The organism is Mycobacterium sp. shizuoka-1 (assembly GCF_002723835.1).
Classification (GTDB): domain Bacteria; phylum Actinomycetota; class Actinomycetes; order Mycobacteriales; family Mycobacteriaceae; genus Mycobacterium.
Genome location: NZ_BEWG01000115.1, coordinates 1 through 20,616, shown reverse-complemented (window position 1 = coordinate 20,616; position 20,616 = coordinate 1). Strand labels below are relative to the sequence as shown.

The following is a 20,616-nucleotide window of genomic DNA, read 5'->3' as shown; positions in this document are numbered from 1 at the left end:
CTACGGACTTGTCGGCAGAAACCCTAACCGCTCATATACCCGTCCGATGGTTTTGGCAGACACCTCGCGGGCGCGCGCCGCACCCGCGGCCAGGATCGCCTGCAGTTCGGCCGGGTCGGCGAGCAGCTCGGCGACCCGCCGCTGCAGCGGCGTGACGTACTCCACGACGGCGTCGGCGGTGTCCTTCTTCAGGTCGCCGTAGCCGCGGCCCTGGTAGCCGGCGACCAGAGCGTCGACGGCGACGCCGGTCACCGCCGACTGAATCGACAGCAGGTTGGACACCCCGGGCTTGGTTTCGACGTCGAAGCGGATCTCCCGCTCGCTGTCGGTGACCGCGGAGCGGATCTTCTTGGCCGTCACCTTCGGGTCGTCCAGCAGGTTGATCAGCCCGGCCTCGGTGGCCGCCGACTTGCTCATCTTGGCGGTCGGGTCGGCGAGGTCGTAGATCTTGGCGGTGACGCCCGCGATCATCGGCTCGGGGATCACGAACGTGTCGGGGAAGCGGACGTTGACCCGCTGGGCCACATCCCGGGCCAGCTCCAGATGCTGGCGCTGGTCCTCGCCGACCGGAACCAGGTCGGTGTCGTACAGCAGCACGTCGGCGGCCATCAGCACCGGATAGGTGAACAGCCCCACCGTGGTGGCGTCGGCGCCCTGCTTCTGCGACTTGTCCTTGAACTGCGTCATCCGGGAGGCCTGGCCGAATCCGGTGAAACAGCCCAGCACCCAGGCCAGCTCGGTGTGGGCGGGCACGTGGCTCTGGACGAAGATGGTCGCGCGGGCGGGGTCGATCCCCAGTGCCAGGTACTGCGCGGCGGTCACCAGCGTGCGGTGCCGCAGCGTGGCAGGGTCCTGCGGCACGGTGATCGCGTGCAGGTCCACCACGCAGAAGAACGCGTCGTACTCGTCCTGCAGGCCGACCCAATGCCGAATCGCACCGAGCGCGTTGCCCAGGTGCAACGAGTCAGACGTCGGCTGGACGCCGGAAAACACGACACGACGAGATGAGCTGTTCATGATTCGTCAATCCTGTCATGGGCCCCGACCCGGCTAGCATCCTGCTTCGTGCGACGAATACTGGCGCTGGCCGCCGCGGTGATGATGATCGGCATGCTGGCCGGGTGCCAGAGCAACTCCGGTGACCAGAAGCGCCCGGCGTCCGCGGCGGTGGTGATCGTGTCGGGCGGCGATGCGACGAGCCCGTTCACCACACCCGACCAGGCATGCGCCACCGGGCTGGCCGCGGGCAACACCGACACCGCGCTGCGGGAGCATCTGCTGTCCAAGGGCTACACGGTCTACACCTCCCCCGCGATGGCCGGGCGCGGCCAGGTCGTCGACCAGACCGGATTCGGGCCGTTCGGCGTCTGCCCGGTCACGCTGCCGGAGAACATGACGGTCGACTCGACGGGCAGCATCGACACCGCCGGTGAGCATCTGGCCCGGTTCCTCAACTGGCTGCACACCGACAAGGGCGTCGGCGAGGTCGACCTGGTCGGCCATTCGATGGGCGGGCTGTACTCGCGGGCCGCGATCCGGGTTCTCACGTCGACGAGCTCGCCGGTCAAGGTCCGGTCGCTGACGACCATCGGCACGCCGTGGCAGGGCTCGTATCTGTCCGACTACGCCAACGGCCTGACCCCGCTGAGCGATTGCAAGGGCGACACGTTCTGCGAGACCGCGATGAAGGGCATGGCCGACGAGGTGAAGCGGCTCATGGCCGGCTCCGGGCGCGAGGTCAACCAGGCCTTCCTGATGGGCAAGAACGGCTGGAACGAATACCAGTCCGGAGTGCTCGACACCATTCCGGTGGTGTTGGTCGGTGGGAAGAGATTCACCAAGGACGGTCAGGTGAACCCGGCGGTGTGGCCCAACGACGGTCTGGTGGCGCTACAGAGCGCCCTGGCCCGCGACATCGGCGATCCGGTGCTGCCGCACCGGCGCTGCTACACCTTTGACGACACCCACAGCATCTTCGTCTCCAACCTGGCTGGGCTGGACCAGAAGACGGCACTGACGTGGGACCCACAGGTACTCGACGTGGTGGCGGCGAGCATCGAGAACGCGCCCAAGGCGCTCGCCGGTCCCAATCGGGAAGGCTGCTAGGCCAGGCTGTTCTTGACGATCACGCCGTTCTTGACGATGACGGCCAGGCCTTTGTCGGGATCGGCCAGCGCGCTCAGATCGGCGGTGGGGTCGCCGTTGACCAGCAGCACATCGGCCCACGCTCCCGCGGTGATCTCGCCGAGGCGTGCCGACTTGTAGGGATCGCGGTCCCCGGCCAGTCGCAGCAGCTCGGCGTTACCCGACGTCACCATTTTCAGCGCGTCGACGTTGCTGACGTACTCGCCGAGACGGACCATCATCTCACTTTGCCGCGCAACGCTTTCCGGCTCGAAGAGCAGATCGGTTCCCCACGCCAGCTTCACCCCGTGCTTGCGGGCCCACTCGTAGACGTGCGGGGTGCCGCTGCAGATCTCCCGGTTCTTCTCGGCGCTGTCCGGGTTGAGGAAGCTGTGGTCGTGTTCGGCGAACGGCTGGGTGGACAACCACACCTCGCGTTCGGCCAGCATGGCCACGGTGGGCTCGTCGGCCAGATGGCCGTGCTCGATGGATTTCACCCCGGCTTGCACGGCCCGGCGGATACCGGTGACGTTGTAGACGTGGGTGGCCACATAGGTGCCGTAGTCGGCGGCGGCCGCCACGGCGGCAGCCATCTCGGCTTCGGTGAACTGCACGGTGTAGAGCGGGTCGTACAGCGAGGCGGCGCCACCGCCGGCCATCAACTTGATCTGGGCGGCGCCGAGCTTGAGTTGCTCGCGCACGGCGGCCAGGACCCGCTCGACGCCGTCTGCGACCCGCATGAAACCGATTGTCTCGGCGCGGGATTCGGGCCCGCCCAGGGCGGTCGGGCGCTCGTAGACGAAGCCGAAATCACCGTGACCACCGGTCTGCGAGATCGCCGCCTGGCTGGGGTAGATCCGCGGGCCCAGCACCGGTTCGCCGTCGATCACCTTCTTGATCCCGGCGGTGTCGCCGGCCATGTCCCGCACGGTGGTGAACCCGCGCAACAGCGTGCCCTTGGCCCGGGCCAGGGTGGTCGCCGCGAGCTGGGTCTGCGAGGCCATCGCCAGGTCCAGCAGCGTGTTGGCCATGCCCACCAGGTGCGCGTGCGCGTCGATCATGCCGGGCATCAGCACCCGGTCACCGCCGTCGATCACGGTGGTGGCGGCAGCCTCGGCGATCGGCGAGGTCTCGACGGCGGAGATCGTGGCCCCGTCGATCAAGACGTGGCCGGGGGTCACCGAGCCCGAAAGCCCGTCGAAGACACGGACATTCTTGATCAGAAGGCTCATGAGCTGAACTCTACGGTGACCGGGGCGTGGTCGGACCAGCGCAGCGCGTAGGCGGCGGGCCGTTCGACCCGGGCGGCCACCGCGCGCGCCGCCAGGGATTCGCTGGCCAGGTGGTAGTCGATGCGCCAGCCCGCGTCGTTGTCGAACGCCTTGCCGCGCCACGACCACCAGCTGTACGGGCCTGCGACATCGGGATGCAGCCTGCGCATGACGTCGACCCACCCCGACTCCAGCAGGTCGGTCAGCCACTGCCGTTCGCTGGGCAGGAAGCCGGCCTTCTTGACGTTGGCCTTCCAGGCCTTGATGTCGTTGGTGGTGTGGGCGATGTTCCAGTCGCCGCAGATCACCGCGTCGCGGCCGTCGGCGGTCAGCTCGGCCATCCGTTTGGCCAGTGCGGCGGTGAACCGCTCCTTCTCCAGCTGGCGGTCGGTGTCGGCCTCCCCGGTGTGCACGTAGACGCTGCCGACGGTCTGACCGCCGGCCAGGTCGACTTCGAGATAGCGGCCGTGCGATTCGAATTCGGTTGCGGTCAAGCCGATTCGAACCGCCGCGAACGGCGTGCGGGACAGGATGGCGACACCGCTGCGGCCCTTGAGGTGCGGGCTGGCCGACGCCAGGTGCCAGCCACTCACCAATGCCGGAGCGAGCGCTTCGGCGATCTGCTCGTCGTCGGAGCGGGTCTCCTGCAGGCAGACGACGTCGGCGGCCGTGCGGGACAGCCAGTCCAGCAGGCCGAGGTTTTCCTCGGAGCGCCGGCGCACCGCGGCGCGCACGCCGTTGACGTTGATGGTGGTCACGATCACGGAGAAAACCTATCTTGCGATACCGGCGGTATCACCTTTACGGTCGGGGTGTGGCGTCCCGCGAACCCCTTCACGTCGGCTCCGGCGAACCGATCCTGCTGCTGCACCCGTTCATGATGTCGTCCTACGTGTGGGCCGAGGTCGCTCCCCGGCTGGCCGATACCGGCCGCTACGAGGTGTTTGCGCCGTCGATGGCCGGCCACAACGGCGGCCCGCGCACCCGGTCGTGGTTCCTGGACACTGCCACGCTGGCCGACCACCTCGAGCGTCAGCTCGACGAGCTGGGCTGGGACACCGCGCACATCGTCGGCAACTCGCTGGGCGGGTGGGTGGCGTTCGAACTCGAGCGGCGCGGCCGGGCCCGCACCCTGACCGCGATCGCCCCGGCCGGTGGCTGGCACCGCTGGTCGCCGGTGAAATACGAGATCGTCGGCAAGTTCGTCGCCGGGCTGCCGGTGTGGCTGACGGCGCTGGTGCTGCGCGAACGGGCGCTGCGACTGCCCGGGGCCAAGGCAGCCGCCAGCGTGCCGATCAGCGCCACCCCGGCCGGGCTGACCGAGGTGCAACTGCAGGAGATCATCGACGACGTCACCCATTGCCGGGCCTACTACCAACTGCTGATCAAGGCCCTGCTGCTGCCCGGGCTGATGGAGCTGACCGAGACGACGATCCCGACCAACCTGGTGGTCTGCGACCGCGACCGGGTGCTGCCCCATCCCCGGTTCACCAAGCACTTCCTGCGGCACATCCCGGAGATCGACACGGTGACCCAGCTCGACGGCGTCGGGCACATCCCGATGTTCGAAGCCCCGGAGCGGGTCGCGAACCTGATCATCGACTGGGTGGACGCGCACACCCCGCCGGTGCGACAGGCCAACCCCGCCGGCTAGCGCGACCTAGCCGAGCGCGGAGTTGAACGTCTTGCTCGGACGCATCACCGCGGTGGTCTTCTCCGGATCCGGGTAGTAGTAGCCGCCGATGTCGACCGGCTTGCCCTGCACCTCGTTGAGCTCGGCGACGATCGTGTCCTCGTTCTCGGCGAGCGTCTTGGCCAGCGGCGCGAAGTGCTCGGCGAGTTCGGCGTCCTCGGTCTGCTCGGCCAGCGCCTGCGCCCAGTACAGCGCCAGGTAGAACTGGCTGCCCCGGTTGTCCAGCTCGCCGGTCTTGCGCGACGGACTCTTGTTCGCGTCGAGCAGCTCCCCGACCGCGGTGTCCAGCGTGGCGGCCAGCACCTTGGCCTTCGCGTTGTCGGTCTTGTTGCCCAGATCCTCCAGGCTGGCGCCGATCGCGAGGAACTCGCCGAGTGAGTCCCAGCGCAGGTGGTTCTCCTCGACCAGCTGGCTGACGTGCTTGGGCGCCGACCCACCGGCGCCGGTCTCATAGAGCCCACCCCCGGCCATCAGCGGCACGATCGAGAGCATCTTGGCGCTGGTCCCCAGCTCCAGGATCGGGAACAGGTCGGTGAGGTAGTCGCGCAGGATGTTGCCGGTCGCCGAAATGGTGTCCTGCCCGCGGATCAACCGCTCGAGGGTGTACCGCATGGCCCACACCTGCGGCAGGATCGTGATCTCCAGCCCCTCGGTGTCGTGCTCGGCGAGGTAGGTCTTGACCTTCTTGCGCAGTTCGTTCTCGTGGGGGCGCTCGTCGTCGAGCCAGAACACCACCGGCATTCCGGAGATCCGGGCCCGGGTCACGGCCAGCTTCACCCAGTCCCGGATCGGCGCGTCCTTGACGACCGGCATCCGCCAGATGTCGCCGGCCTCGACCTTCTTGGTCAGCAGCACCTCACCGGTGTCGTTGTCGACGATGTCGGCGACGCCGTCCTCGGCGATCTCGAAGGTCTTGTCGTGGCTGCCGTACTCCTCGGCCTTCTGCGCCATCAAGCCGACGTTGGGGACGGTGCCCATGGTGGTGGGGTCGAACTGGCCGTGGGTCTTACAGAAGTTGATGACTTCCTGGTACATCCGGGAGAACGTCGACTCCGGGTTGACCGCCTTGGTGTCCTTCGTTCGTCCGTCGGCGCCGTACATCTTGCCGCCGAGCCGGATCATCGCCGGCATCGAGGCGTCCACGATCACGTCGGACGGCGAGTGGAAGTTGGAGATGCCCTTGGCCGAGTCGACCATCGCCAGCTCGGGGCGGTGCTCGTGGCACTTGTGCAGGTCTTCGATGATCTCTTCGCGCTGGCTGGCCGGCAGCGATTCGATCTTGTCGTACAGATCGGACAGGCCGTTGTTGACGTTCACGCCCAGTTCTTCGAACAGCGCACCGTGCTTGGCGAACGCGTCCTTGTAGAAGACCTTCACCGCGTGGCCGAACACGATGGGGTGGCTCACCTTCATCATGGTGGCCTTGACGTGCAGCGAGAACATCACGCCGGTCTTGTAGGCGTCCTCGATCTGCTCCTCGTAGAAGTCGATCAGCGCCTTCTTGCTCATGTACATGCTGTCGATGACGTCGCCGTTGTCGAGCTTGACCTCCGGCTTGAGCACGATCGTCTTGCCGCTCGCGGTCTTGAGTTCCATCCGCACGTTGCGGTCCTTGTCGAGCGTGATCGACTCTTCGCCGTGGTAGAAGTCGCCGCCCTTCATGGTGGCCACGTGAGTGCGCGATGCCTGCGACCACTGCCCCATGCTGTGCGGGTTCTTGCGGGCGTATTCCTTGACCGCCTTGGGTGCACGGCGATCCGAATTCCCTTCGCGCAGAACCGGGTTCACCGCGCTGCCGAGAATCTTGCCGTAGCGCTGGCGGATCGCCTTCTCTTCGTCGGTCTTGGGATCGCCGGGAAAGTCCGGCAGGTCGTAGCCTTTGGCCTTCAGCTCCTTGATCGCGGCCACCAGCTGCGGTACCGAGGCGCTGATGTTGGGCAGCTTGATGATGTTGGCGCTCGGGTCCTGGGTCAGCGCGCCCAGCTCGGCCAGGTTGTCGGGTACCCGCTGCTCGTCGGTCAGGCGGTCGCTGAACTCGGCGAGGATGCGCGCGGCCACCGAGATGTCGCTGGTCTTGACGTCGATGCCGGCCGGCTCGACGAAGGTGCGGAGAACCGGCAGAAATCCATAGGTCGCCAGCAGCGGCGCCTCGTCGGTGAGCGTGTAGATGATGGACGGTTGCTCGGCGCTCATGTGCTCGTGTCTCCCGGGCGTTCGATCAGTCAGGTGCGTTGGCGGCTATCAGTATCGCGTCGCATCCGACGCTACGTGATCGCGGTCGACGGATCCGTGCCGAGGTCTACGTCACAGTGGCTCGCCCCGTGGCCACCCCGTCCGGCCCGGATATCCCGCTGGCCTCCCGTTACGAAGGTGCGCTACGCTTTGGGTCGGTCATGAGCGCCAGCATCAAGCCCCGGCTTGCTGGCCGGCAACCCTCCAACCGCGGTGGGGTGCTCCGGGTGAAGACCAGGTTGAGTAGCCGACAGCGGCTACCGGCAAGCGCGGGTCCGTGCTGACGGGCCCCCAGAGACAGATGGAGGTTCGTTTCACATGAGCACGTCGCAGACCGAGGACCCCAGCGCGACCTGGTCTTTTGAGACCAAGCAGATCCACGCCGGGCAGACTCCCGACGCCGCCACGCATGCTAGGGCGCTGCCGATCTACGCGACCACGTCCTACACGTTCGACAACACCGACCACGCCGCCGCGCTGTTCGGGCTGGCCGAGCCGGGCAACATCTACACCCGGATCATGAACCCCACCCAGGACACCGTCGAGCAGCGGATCGCCGCCCTCGAAGGCGGGGTTGCCGCGCTGTTGCTGTCCTCCGGGCAGGCCGCCGAGACCTTCGCGATCCTGAACCTGGCCAACGCAGGCGACCACATCGTGTCCTCGCCGCGGCTCTACGGCGGCACCTACAACCTGCTGCACTACACGCTGCCCAAACTGGGCATCGAGACCACGTTCGTGACCGACCCCGACGACCCGGAGTCCTGGCAGGCCGCGGTGCGGCCGAACACCAAGGCGTTCTTCGGCGAGACGATCTCCAACCCCCAGATCGACGTGCTGGACATCCCGGCCGTGGCCGCGGTCGCCCACCACAACGGGGTGCCGCTGATCGTCGACAACACCATCGCCACGCCCTACCTGATCCAGCCGATCGCCCACGGCGCCGACATCGTCGTGCACTCGGCGACCAAGTACCTCGGCGGCCACGGCACGGCGATCGCGGGCGTGATCGTCGACGGCGGCACGTTCGACTGGACGAGCGGCAAGTTCCCCGGCTTCACCACCCCTGATCCCAGCTATCACGGTGTGGTCTTCGCCGACCTCGGCGCGCCCGCCTACGCCCTCAAGGCGCGGGTTCAGCTGCTGCGCGACCTGGGTTCGGCGGTCTCGCCGTTCAACGCGTTCCTGATCGCCCAGGGCCTGGAGACGCTGAGCCTGCGGGTCGAGCGCCACGTGTCCAATGCGTTGAAGGTGGCCGAGTTCCTGGCCGGTCACGACGACGTGGTGTCGGTCAACTACGCGGGCTTGCCGACCTCGCCGTGGTACGAGCGGGCAAAGAAGTTGGCGCCCAAGGGAACCGGCGCGGTACTGGCCTTCGAGCTGGCCGGCGGCGTGGAAGCAGGAAAGGCGTTCGTCAACGCTCTGACACTGCACAGCCACGTCGCCAACATCGGCGACGTGCGCTCGCTGGTGATCCATCCGGCGTCGACCACCCACCAGCAGCTGTCGGCCGACGAGCAGCTCGCCACCGGTGTCACCCCCGGCCTGGTGCGCTTGGCCGTCGGTCTGGAAGGCATCGACGACATCCTGGCCGATCTGGAGCGCGGCTTCGCGGCCGCGCGGGCGGTGTCGGACGGCCAGCCGTCGGACGCGCGCGCCGTGGCGGCCTTTTGAGTTGGGGTGAGCCTGACATGACACTGTCTGATGAGCGCTTGCGCGAAGAAGAACAACAATCGGCCGGGCGCGATGAGCGCACGGTGACCCTGCCGGCCGAGGGGGAGATCGGCGTCGTCGACATCGGCCCGCTGACGCTGGAAAGCGGCGAGGTCCTCTCCGACGTGTCGATCGCGGTGCAGCGCTGGGGTGAGCTCTCCCCCACCCGCGACAACGTCGTCGTGGCCTTGCATGCCCTGACCGGCGACTCGCACCTGACCGGGCCGGCCGGCCCCGGCCACCCGACCCCGGGCTGGTGGGACGGTATCGCCGGCCCCGGCGCGCCGATCGACACCACCCGCTGGTGCGCGGTGGCGACCAACGTGCTGGGCGGGTGCCGCGGCTCGACCGGCCCGAGTTCACTGGCCCGCGACGGCAGGCCGTGGGGCTCCCGGTTCCCGATCATCACGGTGCGCGACCAGGTGAACGCCGATGTGGCCGCGCTGGCCGCGCTCGGCATCACCGACGTCGCCGCCCTGGTGGGCGGTTCAATGGGCGGCGCACGCGCACTGGAGTGGATGATCGGCTACCCCGAGCGGGTGCGGGCCGCCCTGGTGCTGGCCGTCGGCGCCCGCGCGACCGCCGACCAGATCGGCACGCAAAGCTCGCAGATCGCGGCGATCAAGGCCGACCCGAACTGGCAGGGCGGCGACTACCACGGCACCGGCCGCAATCCCGACGTCGGGCTACAGCTGGCGCGCCGGTTCGCGCATCTGACCTACCGCGGTGAGGTCGAGTTGGACAGCCGGTTCGGCAATGCCGCCCAGGGCGACGAGGACACGCTGGCCGGCGGCCGGTACGCGGTCCAGAGCTACCTGGAGTACCAGGGCGCCAAGCTGGTCGAACGCTTCGACGCGGGCAGTTACGTGACGCTGACCGAGACGCTGTCCAACCACGACGTCGGGCGCGGTCGCGGCGGGGTGGCCGCGGCGCTCGGATCGTGCCCGGTCCCGGCGGTGGTCGGCGGGATCACCTCCGACCGGCTCTACCCGCTGCGGCTGCAGGAGGAGCTGGCCGACTTGCTGCCGAACTGCTCAGGCCTCGAGGTGGTCGAGTCGAGCTACGGCCACGACGGGTTCCTCGTCGAAACCGAGGCGGTCGGCGGCCTGATCCGCCGGACCCTGGAGCTGGCCGGCGAAGGTTCCGCCGCGCCGTGACCGAGTCGCGGCGGGAACGTTCACTGTCCTTCGGGTCCGAGGCCGCCGCCTACGAGCGCGGCCGCCCGTCGTATCCGCCGGAGGCCATCGACTGGCTGCTGCCCCCCGGGGCGCGCGACGTGCTGGACCTGGGCGCAGGCACCGGCAAGCTGACCACCCGGCTGGTCGAGCGCGGCCTGGACGTGGTGGCCGTCGACCCGTTGGCCGAGATGCTGGAGCTGCTGAGTTCGGCGCTGCCGGACACCCCGGCCCTGCTGGGCACCGCCGAGCAGATCCCGTTGCCGGATGACAGCGTCGACGCCGTCCTGGTGGCCCAGGCCTGGCATTGGTTCGATCCGCAGCAGGCGGTCGCCGAGGTGGCCCGGGTGCTGCGGCCGGGCGGCCGGCTGGGTCTGGTGTGGAATGCGCGCGACGAACGCCTGGGCTGGGTCAAGGATCTCGGCCGCATCATCGGCCACGAGAATGCCCAGTTCAACGACACCACCACGGTGCCCGCACCGTTCACCGGCGTCGAACACCACCGCGTCGAGTGGACGAGCTACCTGACGCCGCAGGCGCTGATCGACCTGGTCGCCTCGCGCAGCTACTGCATCACCTCGCCGGCCGACGTGCGCACCCAGACCCTCGAGGAGGTCCGCGAACTGCTGACCACCCATCCCGCGCTGGCCAACTCGACCGGATTGGCGCTGCCCTACATCACGGTGTGCATCCGGGCCACGCTGGCCGGATAGATTGGCGGCCATGGTGTCCGCGGAGCAATGGCTGGCCGCGCTGGCGCTGGCCGGGGTTCCTGCGTTCCACTGCCGGGGTTCGTCCGGCGGGATCGAGATCGTGGCGCGCACACCTGGATTCATGGCCGCTCTGCAGGGGCTGGCCGGCCGGCTCGACGAGCGAACCCTGCTGTCGCGGCTGCAATCACACACGGCACAGAGCGGCGAGATTCCGGTGGTGATCGCCTCGGACGACGCGCCGGGCTGGCGGTGCGTCCTGCACCCCGTCGACGGGCAGCCCGACGAGCATCTGGCGATCCTGAACCTACCGGCGCAGTGGGGCACCTCCGACGATGCGTTCCTCACGATCGTGGAGAACCTGCCCGACGTGGTCACCCGATACGACCGCGAATTCCGCTGTCGCTACGCCAATCCGGCGATCGGCGCCATCACCGGCGTCCCCGCCGAGAGCCGCATCGGCAAGACCTACACCGAGACCGGCGCCGCTGCCGCGCTCGCCACGAGCTTCGAAGCGGCCTACCAACGCGTCATCGACACCGGCGAGCCGGTGGAGGTGGAGTTCGACTACGAGGGCCCAACCGGTCTGCGCCACTACCTCGGCCGCGCGGCGCCCGAGTTCGACCGTGACGGTCAGGTCGAGAGCATCCTGTCGGTGGTCCGCGACATCAGCGACGTCAAACGGCTGCAGCACCAGCTCGAGCAGCTGGCTCGCACCGACCCGCTGACCTCGCTGCTGAACCGGCGTAGCTTCACCGCCCGGCTGGGCACCGAGCTGGACCGGGTGCAGCGTGGTCACGGCGGCTTCAGCCTGCTGCTGCTCGACCTCAACAACTTCAAGTTCATCAACGACCGGTTCGGTCACGTCGCCGGTGACCGTGTGCTCGAAACGGTGGCCCGGATTCTGACCGACGAAACCCGTTCCCACGACGTTGCCGCGCGCCTCGGCGGTGACGAGTTCTGCGTGGCGCTGATCGACACCGACGCAGCCGGCGCCGCGGAGACCGCACGGCGGATCGCCGAGCGGGTCAGCGCGATCGTCGACGACACCGGGAGAACGCTCGGGGTCAGTGTGAGCGTGGGTGTCGCGGCGGCCGAGGCCGGCGATGCGACCGCTCTCGACCTGCTGGCCCGAGTCGACATGCTGATGTATCAAGCGAAGCTGGGCGGCGATCCATGACCACCGCACACCAGTGGCTCGACTGGCTCGCCGCCGGCAATGTTCCGGCGGCGCTGTGTCGGCTCGCCGGCACGCGGGTCGTGATCGATTCCCGGACAAGCGCATTCGATGCCGCGGTGGACGGGCACCCGGACTGGCCCGGCGAGGAGGTGCTGCTGGCGGAGTTGGCCTCGGCCTGGCCGGACGGCGGCGACACTCCCTCCGTGCTGCACTTCGACCACACCCCGGACTGGAACTGCGTGCTGCAGGCGTTGGACGACCCGCCGACGCGGTGTGTGGCAATCCTGCGCCGGACGACCGAGCGCGAACGGCACAACGAGGCGTTCTTCACCACGGTGCAGACCCTGCCGGACATCGTGGCGCGCATGGACCTGCATCATCGGCATCTGTACATCAACCCCGCGATCGAGCGGGTCACCGGACTTGCAGCCCAGTCGTTCATCGGCAAGAGCAAGCGGGAGATCGGCCTGCCACCGGAACTGGTCGCGCAGTGGGAAGCGCTGGTCGACCGCGTGCTGGACAGCCGGCAGCCGGCCGAGGAGGAGCACGAGCTGCCCACCCGGCACGGCCCCCGGCACTATCTGACCCGGGTGGTCCCCGAACGGTCGGCCGACGGGGTGATCCAGACCGTGGTGAGCACCTCGCACGACATCACCGGGCTGAAATCGCTGCAGCGGCAGTTGGCGCTGTTGGCCAGCACCGACCCGCTGACGTCGCTGTTGAACCGGCGAGGCTTCCTCGAGCGGTTGGAATCCGAGCTCTCCCGGATGCGCAGCAATGACGGACAGCTGGGCTTGTTGTTGCTCGATGTCGACAACTTCAAGGCGATCAACGACACGTACGGCCACATGGCCGGCGACAACGTCCTGATGGCCATCGGAGACGTTCTGCACCGAGAAGTCGGCGACCGCGACTTCGTCGCCCGACTCGGCGGTGACGAGTTCTGCGTGGGTCTGGTCGACGCCGACCGCGAGGCGGCCGGTGCGGCCGCCGAGCGGATTCGCCTGCGGATCGCCGATCTCGATGCCGGCCACCGATGTCCATGTGCGGTCAGCGTCAGCATCGGGCTCACCGCCGCCGCCGGCGCCGGGCACACCGTGTCCGACCTCATCGCAAGCGTCGACCAGTCGATGTACCGGGCCAAGTCCGGCCGCCGGGATCCGCGGTGACGCCTGCACCGGGCTCGCCGAACCAGCGGCTCAGCGCTTCGTGCAGCCGCTGCTCGTCGGCAGCGCCGAATTCGTCTGCGGCCCAGGCCACGTAGCCGTCGGGCCGGATCAGCACTGCCACCGGTCCGCCGGCGAGCTCGGCGTCGACGGTGTCGACGCGGTCGGCCCAGCTCCGCGCCCACCGCGCGGCCGCGCCGCCACCCAGATCGAGCAGCACCGGCCTGGCCTTGTGCAGCAGCTCGGCAACCCGGCGGCCGTCGTCGAGCGTCAGGTCTCCCACCAGATAGCCCGACAGCGGATGGTCGTCGCCCATGTCGTAACGGACATCCGAACCGGCAAGCAGTCCCGCCATATGGGCAGCGGCTTGGGGAATGGCGATCAGCTCGGTGAAAAGCTTTCGCAGTTGGGCAATTTCGGGTCCGGGCGCCATCAGCGCGATCTGCGACATCGAATGCATCATCACCCGCTCCCCCACCGGATGACGTTCGGTCTGATACGTGTCGAGCAGAGCGTCGGGTGCGGTGCCGTTGACGACCGCAGCGAGCTTCCAGCCGACGTTCACGACATCCTGCAGCCCCAGATTCAGCCCAGGGCCGCCCATCGCACTGTGCACATGCGCCGCGTCGCCGACCAACAGCACCCGGCCGGATCGGTAGCGCTCGGCCTGCCGTGTGTTCTGGCCGTTGATGCGGCGCAGCGCGTGCGGGCCGGGGCCATGCGGCTCGTCGACCCGGATTTCGGTGCCGAGCACACGGGCCAGACTGTCGCGCAGTTCACCGAGCGACATCGGCTCGTCCGCCTGCGCTGCGGGGCCGAATTCCATCGTGCCCAGCAGTGTCCGGTCCGGCTCGAACGGCGCATAGATCACCATTCCGCGATCGAACCTGTTGTGACCGAAGGAGACTCGGCCGAATCCTGGGACATCCAGACCACCGTCGGAATGCAGGTACTCCTCGGGCACCGACACATGGGCGACCCTGGCGACGGTGGGCGACGTCGCGCCGGGAAAGTCGATCCCGACGCTCTTGCGGACAAAGCTGCGCCCGCCGTCGGCACCCACCAGATACGACGCGGTCGCGGTGTAGACACCGGATTCCGTGGCGATCGTCAGCCGGACACCATCGTCGGATGTGTCCAGCGCCGTGAGCTCGTGGCCCCAGCGGACGTCGATACCGAGTTCGCGGGCGCGTTCGGCCAGGAAGCGCACCAGCTTGGGCTGCGAGATCGCCATCGCGTACATCGGATTGTCATCGATGCCGACGAGATCCAGTGCCATGCCGGAGAAGATCCAGCCCTGCACCGGGCGTGGCGGGTCGGCGAGCCCGGTGATCGGTGTATAGAGACCACGCATATCGAGCAGCCGAACGACCTGGCCCACAAGTCCGTTGGCCTTCGGCTCGTCGCTGGGCCCGGGTAACGCGTCGAGCACCACGGGCGTGACGCCCGCCAGGGCCAGTTCACAAGCCAGCATCAGGCCGTTGGGACCGGCACCGGAGATGACGACGTCGACATCGCTCATGACGACTTTCCTTTCGGTTCGGGCAGCCCGGCGACGACATCGGCGAAGCCTCGGCGCATCAGGCCGACGATCGGAACGGGCGGGTCGGCGGCGATGTAGGTGTCCATGGCGGCCTCGGCGACAGCGCGGATGCTGGCGGCCACCAGCCGCGGATACATGTCGCGGGCCGGATCGGTGCCGGTCCGTTCGGCGATCGCCTCGGTCCATTCGGCCATCAGGTCTTTGGCCAGAGCGTTGCGCACTTCGATGGCCATGCTCAGCTCGAGGAGCTGGTCGAGTTGTTGACGGGTCGGGGCATAGTCTTCGCCCATCTCGGCGAGCAGAGGAGCGAGCACCGCCTCGGTGATGGCCGTCCACAGCGGTTCGCTCGCGGGCCGCGCCCGAAATGTCGCGAGGCTGCGCCGCATCCGCTCGAGCTGCCGGTAGGCGATGGCCTCGTACTTGCCGGCGAAGTAGTTGTTGAACGTCCGCAGGGAGACCCCGGCCCGCTCGGCGATGGCTTCCCTGGTGACGTTGTCGATGCCCCGCTCGAAGGCCAGGTGCAGTGCGGCATCGCTGAGTGCCCGGCGGGTGTCGGCTTTCTTGCGCTCACGCAATCCCGGCGACGAGGTCATGCCGCCACCGTACGCCTAAATTTGCCTACCGTGCAAGATTGCCCACTGGGCAGAAATCAGCTCGTGCCCAGCGGGTCGATCGTCGACGCGATGTAGACCATCACCACGCAGACCGTGGTCATGGTGGCGAAATCCACCCCCCGCGAGCGCACCACCAAAAGCCCGGCCCGTTCCTCGGTGAGCACCAGGCGAAGTCCGGCGGCCACCCCGACGGCGATCCCGATCAGCAGCGAACCGCGCCGCCAGAATCCCGCGGCCACCAGGACGAACGCCACCACGAAGATCACCCCGACACCCAGGATGGGCCATTGCGAACGCACCACGCGCCTGGTGAAGGCCACCGCCTCCGCACGAGTCGGCAGTCGGCGCTTCGCGCGAGCGGTCACCGGGCCGCTTCGGCCAGTTCGACGACGTTGGTGAGCAGGAACGCCCGGGTCAGCGGGCCCACCCCGCCGGGGTTGGGCGACACCTGCCCGGCGACCTCCCAGACCTCGGGATGCACGTCGCCGGTCAGCTTTCCGTCCACCCGGCTCACCCCGACGTCGACCACGGCCGCACCGGGTCGCACCATGTCGGCAGTCAGCATGTGCGGCACACCGACGGCGGCGACGATGATGTCGGCCTGCTTGGTGAGCGTGGGCAGGTCACGAGTTCCGGTGTGGCACAAGGTCACGGTCGCGTTCTCGCTGCGGCGGGTGAGCAGCAGGCCCAGCGGGCGGCCGACCGTGACGCCGCGGCCGATGACCACCACGTGCGCGCCGGCGATCGGCACGTCGAAGCGGCGCAGCAGATGCACGATGCCGCGCGGCGTGCAGGGCAGCGGCGCTTCCTTACCCAGCACCAACCGGCCCAGATTGGTCGGGTGCAGCCCGTCGGCGTCCTTCGCCGGGTCGACCCGCTCGAGGGCGGCGTTCTCGTCGAGGTGGCGCGGCAACGGCAGCTGCACGATGTAACCGGTGCACTCGGGGTTGGCGTTCAGCTCGTCCAAGGTCTCGTCGAGCTGCGCCTGGCTGACGTCGGCGGGCAGGTCACGGCGGATCGAGGTGATCCCGACCTTGGCGCAGTCGGAGTGCTTGCCTTTGACATACGCGTGCGAACCGGGGTCGTCGCCGACCAACACGGTGCCCAGCCCGGGGGTACGTCCCGCAGCGGTCAGGGCCGCGACCCGGTCGGTGAGATCGACGAAAATCTCGTCGCGGGTGAGCTTGCCGTCCAGGGTGATTGCGACCACGCGCCACATTCTTCCATCGGCATCGGGACGGCCGTTGACAGCATGGGATACCGCGTGGTCAGCTGCGGTTATGAACAGTGCGCCAGATGTGTTCAGCCCGGCCACACTCGGCCCCATCACGTTGCGCAATCGCACCATCAAGTCGGCCACCTTCGAGGCCCGCACACCCGACGACGTGGTCTCCGACGACCTGATCGCCTTCCACCGCGCGATCGCCGCCGGCGGCATCGGTATGACCACCGTCGCTTACACCGCGGTGAGCCAGGGCGGGCGCACCAACGGCGGCCAGATCTGGATGCGTCCCGAGGCCGTCCCCGGCCTGCGCCGGCTCGCCGACGCCGTGCACGCCGAGGGCGCGAAGATCAGTGCCCAGATCGGTCACGCCGGCCCGGTGGCCAACGCCCGCTCGAACAAGGCGACCGCGCTGGCCCCGGTCCGGTTCTTCAACCCGCTGTCGATGAAGTTCGCCCGCCACGCCACCCGCGACGACATCAACGACGTCATCGCCGCGCATGCGGCGGCCGCCCGGTTCGCCATCGACTCCGGATTCGACGCCGTCGAGATCCATCTCGGGCACAACTACCTGGCCAGCTCGTTCCTGTCGCCGATGATCAACCGGCGCAACGATGAATTCGGCGGCTCGCTGGAGAACCGCGCCAAGGTGGCGCGCGGCATCGCGATGGCGGTCCGTCGCGAGGTCGAGCGGCTCGGGCCTGCCCCCATCGCCGTGACGGCCAAACTCAACATGGCCGACGGGGTTCGCGGCTCGATCCAGATCGACGAGTCGCTGCAGACGGCGAAGTGGCTCGAGGAGGACGGCGGCCTGGACGCCATCGAGCTCACGGCGGGCAGCTCGCTGCTCAACCCGATGTATCTGTTCCGCGGCGATGCGCCCGTCAAGGAATTCGCCGCGGCGCAGAAATGGCCGCTGAACTGGGGCATGCGAATGACGGGCAAGAAATTCATGCGCGAGTACCCGTACCGCGAGACCTACCTGCTGCGCGATGCCGAGCAGTTCCGCAAGGAACTGACGATGCCGCTGATCCTGCTCGGCGGTATCACCAACCGTGAGTCCATGGACCGCGCGATGGCCGCGGGCTTCGAGTTCGTGGCGATGGGGCGGGCCCTGCTCGCCGAGCCCGATTTGCTCAACCGGATCCAGGCCGACGGCGACGCGCACTCGGTGCAATCGCTGTGCACGCACTGCAACAAATGCATGCCGACGATCTACTCGCGCACCCTGTGTGTCGTGACGGGCGGTCCGGCCTGACGGGCTGACGGCGTCGATACCGATAGAGTTGGTGTCGATGAGTCGACCAGCCGCGCCCGTGCTCACAGTTCGGTACGACGGGTCGGAGCGCACTTTCGCTGCAGGACACGATGTCGTGGTCGGCCGCGACCTGCGTGCCGACGTGAGAATCGCCCACCCCTTGATCTCCCGCGCCCATCTGGTGCTGCGCTACGACCACGGCCGGTGGATGGCGATCGACAACGGCTCGCTCAACGGCATGTTCGTGCATGGACGCCGGGTGCCGTCGGTGGACATCACCGACGGCCTGACCGTCAACGTGGGCAACCCGGACGGGCCGGCGATGAGCTTCGGCCTTGGCCGCGCCCAGGGTTCGGTGGGACGCCCGCCGCAGACCTCGTCGGTGCGGCTGGCGGCTCCGGTGTCCTCGCCGTCGTGGCCTGCCGCGCCGACCCGGGGTCCGGTGACGGCCGGATCGTGGCCCCAGTCGCCACCGGCGCAACCACCGCAATCACCGCCGCCGTCGTATCCGACCGGCGGTTCGCGGGCGCAGCCGACCTACCACCCGCCGACCGGGGCGACCGCGGCCGCGCCGCCGGCCGCCGCGCCGACCCAGATGCGCCCGGCGGTCGGGAAGTCCGCCGGATCGTCGAACATCGCGACGTCGATGCTGAAAATCCTGCGCCCGGGCGCGCCCGGCGAGGTGCCGCCCGGCGGGATCAAGATCGGCCGCGCGACCGACAACGACATCGTCATCCCCGACGTGCTGGCCTCGCGCCACCACGCCACTCTGATCCCGACCCCGGGTGGGACGGAGATCGTCGACAACCGCAGCATCAACGGCACATTCGTCAACGGCAGCCGGGTCGACACCGCGCTGCTGAACGACGGCGACACCGTCACCATCGGCAACGTCGACCTGGTGTTCACCGGTGGCACGCTGGTCCGGCGCACCGAGACCGAGGCCGCGACGGCGACCGGCGGTCTGGACGTCCGGGCGGTGACCTGGACGATCGAGCACAACAAGACGCTGCTGGACAACATCTCGCTGACGGCGCGCCCCGGCACGCTGACCGCGGTGATCGGCCCGTCCGGTGCCGGCAAGTCGACGTTCGCCCGACTGGTCGCCGGCTACACCCATCCCACCAGCGGCACAGTCACTTTCGAGGGTCACAACATCCACGCCGAGTACGCGTCGCTGCGCTCCCGGATCGGCATGGTGCCCCAGGACGACGTGGTGCACGGCCAGCTGACCGTCAACCAGGCGCTGATGTATGCCGCCGAACTACGGCTGCCGCCGGACACCACCAAGGAGGACCGCCAGCAGGTGGTGGCCCAGGTGCTGTCCGAACTGGAGATGACCCAGCACGCGAACACCCGGGTCGACAAGTTGTCGGGCGGTCAGCGTAAGCGGGCGTCGGTGGCGCTGGAACTGCTGACCGGCCCGTCGCTGCTGATCCTCGACGAGCCGACCTCCGGGCTGGATCCGGCGCTGGACCGCCAGGTCATGACGATGCTGCGCCAGCTGGCCGACGCCGGCCGCGTGGTGCTGGTGGTCACCCACTCGCTGACCTACCTCGACGTGTGCGACCAGGTGCTGCTGCTGGCGCCGGGCGGCAAGACGGCGTTCTGCGGTCCGCCCAGCCAGATCGGCCCGGCGATGGGCACCACCAACTGGGCCGACATCTTCAGCACGGTTGCCGGTGACCCCGACGCCGCCTATCAGCGTTACCTCGCGCACACCGGTCCGACTCCCCCGCCGCCCCCGCTGGAGGCGCCGTCGAACATGGGCGAGCCGACACACACCAGCCTGCTGCGCCAGTTCTCCACGATCGCCCGGCGGCAGATGCGGCTGATCGTCTCCGACCGGGGCTACTTCGCGTTCCTCGCGCTGCTGCCGTTCATCATGGGCGTGCTGTCGCTGTCGGTGCCGGGCACGGTCGGCTTCGGGGTGCCGAACCCGATGGGTGACGCGCCCAACGAACCCGGGCAGATCCTGGTGCTGCTCAACGTCGGCGCGATCTTCATGGGTACCGCGCTGACCGTGCGAGACCTGATCGGCGAGCGGCCGATCTTCCGCCGCGAGCAGGCGGTCGGGTTGTCGACCACGGCGTACCTGCTGGCGAAGGTGTGCATCTATGCGGCGTTCGCGATCGTGCAGTCCTCGATCGTCACCGCGATCACCATCGCCGGCAAGGGCAGCCCGACGCAGGGCTCGCTGACGTTCCTGAGCCCGACGCTGGAGCTGTTCGTGGTGATGGCCGCGACGACGGTCACCGCCGCGATGGTGGGTCTGGCGTTGTCGGCACTGGCCAAGTCCAACGAGCAGATCATGCCGCTGCTGGTCGTCGCGGTCATGAGCCAGCTGGTGTTCTCCGGCGGCATGATCCCGGTGACCGGCCGGCTCGTGCTCGACCAGCTGTCCTGGATCACCCCGGCGCGGTGGGGCTTCGCCGCGTCGGCGTCGACGATCGATCTGATCAAGTTGGTGCCCGGCCCGTTGACCCCGAAGGATCGGCATTGGGAGCACACCGCGTCGGCGTGGTGGTTCGACATGGCGATGCTCGGGGTGTTGTGCCTGGGCTATCTGACGCTGGTGCGCTGGAAGATCCGGCTCAAGAGCGCGTAGCCCCCAGCGATTTCGGCGCGCTTTCGTTCGCTCAGCGGCGTGTTCTGTTCGGGGACATCGCTGACAGTGGTATGTCTCGGGACATCGCTGACACCTGAGTAGGGCTGGGA

Annotated in this window: 17 protein-coding genes and 1 riboswitch; of the genes, 9 read left to right on the top strand and 8 right to left on the bottom strand. The window is 68.5% G+C overall.

The window, feature by feature from the left end; genetic code table 11:
* Complete coding sequence (trpS, locus tag MSZK_RS28685) at positions 1 to 1,017, bottom strand: tryptophan--tRNA ligase (protein ID WP_099251920.1); 1,017 nt, start codon at positions 1,015 to 1,017, stop codon at positions 1 to 3.
* Positions 1,018 to 1,065: 48 nt separating this feature from the next.
* Between trpS and MSZK_RS28680 the strand changes: the two genes are divergently transcribed.
* Complete coding sequence (locus MSZK_RS28680; protein ID WP_371411410.1) at positions 1,066 to 2,106, top strand: alpha/beta fold hydrolase; 1,041 nt, start codon at positions 1,066 to 1,068, stop codon at positions 2,104 to 2,106.
* On the opposite strand, the gene MSZK_RS28675 is transcribed toward MSZK_RS28680, so the two are convergent.
* The gene (locus MSZK_RS28675; RefSeq protein ID WP_099251919.1) at positions 2,103 to 3,356 is read right to left on the bottom strand and encodes an amidohydrolase family protein; all 1,254 of its coding nucleotides are present in this window, start codon (positions 3,354 to 3,356) and stop codon (positions 2,103 to 2,105) included. The two genes, MSZK_RS28680 and MSZK_RS28675, sit on opposite strands and share 4 nt — an antisense overlap.
* Positions 3,353 to 4,159 carry an exodeoxyribonuclease III gene (locus MSZK_RS28670; protein ID WP_099251918.1) on the bottom strand — a complete coding sequence of 269 codons (807 nt, stop codon included), beginning with the start codon at positions 4,157 to 4,159 and terminating at the stop codon, positions 3,353 to 3,355. The genes MSZK_RS28675 and MSZK_RS28670 overlap by 4 nt, the downstream gene beginning before the upstream one ends.
* A gap of 50 nt (positions 4,160 to 4,209) precedes the next feature.
* On the opposite strand from MSZK_RS28670, the gene MSZK_RS28665 reads away from it, so the two are divergent.
* The gene (locus tag MSZK_RS28665; RefSeq protein ID WP_099251917.1) at positions 4,210 to 5,049 is read left to right on the top strand and encodes an alpha/beta fold hydrolase; all 840 of its coding nucleotides are present in this window, start codon (positions 4,210 to 4,212) and stop codon (positions 5,047 to 5,049) included.
* Positions 5,050 to 5,055: 6 nt separating this feature from the next.
* Here MSZK_RS28665 and MSZK_RS28660 read toward each other — a convergent pair whose 3' ends face one another.
* On the bottom strand, positions 5,056 to 7,281 hold the full coding sequence (locus MSZK_RS28660; RefSeq protein ID WP_099251916.1) for an NADP-dependent isocitrate dehydrogenase: 2,226 nt from the start codon (positions 7,279 to 7,281) through the stop codon (positions 5,056 to 5,058).
* Between the two features lie 196 nt (positions 7,282 to 7,477).
* A riboswitch (SAM riboswitch) is annotated at positions 7,478 to 7,596 on the top strand.
* A 42-nt stretch (positions 7,597 to 7,638) separates the two neighbouring features.
* Between MSZK_RS28660 and MSZK_RS28655 the strand changes: the two genes are divergently transcribed.
* Genes MSZK_RS28655 through MSZK_RS28635 form a run of 5 tightly spaced genes read left to right on the top strand, consistent with a single transcriptional unit; the run spans position 7,639 to position 13,264 of the window.
* Positions 7,639 to 8,991 (top strand): bifunctional o-acetylhomoserine/o-acetylserine sulfhydrylase, encoded by a 1,353-nt coding sequence (locus MSZK_RS28655; RefSeq protein ID WP_099251915.1) that lies wholly within the window; start codon positions 7,639 to 7,641, stop codon positions 8,989 to 8,991.
* A gap of 17 nt (positions 8,992 to 9,008) precedes the next feature.
* A complete protein-coding gene (locus MSZK_RS28650) occupies positions 9,009 to 10,187 on the top strand; it encodes a homoserine O-acetyltransferase (RefSeq protein ID WP_233211570.1) in 1,179 nt (392 codons plus the stop codon).
* Positions 10,184 to 10,918, top strand: a complete 735-nt coding sequence (locus tag MSZK_RS28645; RefSeq protein ID WP_099251914.1) for a class I SAM-dependent methyltransferase — start codon at positions 10,184 to 10,186, stop codon at positions 10,916 to 10,918. The genes MSZK_RS28650 and MSZK_RS28645 overlap by 4 nt, the downstream gene beginning before the upstream one ends.
* 10 nt (positions 10,919 to 10,928) lie before the next feature.
* Complete coding sequence (locus MSZK_RS28640; RefSeq protein ID WP_099251913.1) at positions 10,929 to 12,095, top strand: GGDEF domain-containing protein; 1,167 nt, start codon at positions 10,929 to 10,931, stop codon at positions 12,093 to 12,095.
* Positions 12,092 to 13,264 (top strand): GGDEF domain-containing protein, encoded by a 1,173-nt coding sequence (locus MSZK_RS28635; protein ID WP_099251912.1) that lies wholly within the window; start codon positions 12,092 to 12,094, stop codon positions 13,262 to 13,264. Before MSZK_RS28640 ends, MSZK_RS28635 begins: the two co-directional genes overlap by 4 nt.
* Here the strand turns inward: MSZK_RS28635 and MSZK_RS28630 are convergent.
* From MSZK_RS28630 to MSZK_RS28615, 4 genes are read right to left on the bottom strand one after another with little or no spacing between them, the layout of a single operon-like run.
* Positions 13,203 to 14,783, bottom strand: coding sequence for an FAD-dependent oxidoreductase (locus tag MSZK_RS28630; RefSeq protein WP_099251911.1), 1,581 nt, complete (start codon positions 14,781 to 14,783; stop codon positions 13,203 to 13,205). The genes MSZK_RS28635 and MSZK_RS28630 overlap by 62 nt on opposite strands.
* Positions 14,780 to 15,397: a TetR/AcrR family transcriptional regulator gene (locus tag MSZK_RS28625; protein WP_099251910.1), complete on the bottom strand. Its 618-nt coding sequence runs from the start codon at positions 15,395 to 15,397 to the stop codon at positions 14,780 to 14,782. The genes MSZK_RS28630 and MSZK_RS28625 overlap by 4 nt, the downstream gene beginning before the upstream one ends.
* A gap of 56 nt (positions 15,398 to 15,453) precedes the next feature.
* The gene (locus tag MSZK_RS28620) at positions 15,454 to 15,783 is read right to left on the bottom strand and encodes a DUF3017 domain-containing protein (protein WP_371411409.1); all 330 of its coding nucleotides are present in this window, start codon (positions 15,781 to 15,783) and stop codon (positions 15,454 to 15,456) included.
* The gene (locus tag MSZK_RS28615) at positions 15,780 to 16,628 is read right to left on the bottom strand and encodes a bifunctional methylenetetrahydrofolate dehydrogenase/methenyltetrahydrofolate cyclohydrolase (protein ID WP_099252052.1); all 849 of its coding nucleotides are present in this window, start codon (positions 16,626 to 16,628) and stop codon (positions 15,780 to 15,782) included. The genes MSZK_RS28620 and MSZK_RS28615 overlap by 4 nt, the downstream gene beginning before the upstream one ends.
* Positions 16,629 to 16,698: 70 nt before the next feature.
* On the opposite strand from MSZK_RS28615, the gene MSZK_RS28610 reads away from it, so the two are divergent.
* A complete protein-coding gene (locus MSZK_RS28610; RefSeq protein ID WP_099251909.1) occupies positions 16,699 to 17,898 on the top strand; it encodes an NADH:flavin oxidoreductase in 1,200 nt (399 codons plus the stop codon).
* Positions 17,899 to 17,929: 31 nt separating this feature from the next.
* Complete coding sequence (locus tag MSZK_RS28605; RefSeq protein WP_099251908.1) at positions 17,930 to 20,506, top strand: ATP-binding cassette domain-containing protein; 2,577 nt, start codon at positions 17,930 to 17,932, stop codon at positions 20,504 to 20,506.
* Positions 20,507 to 20,616 lie beyond the last annotated feature (110 nt).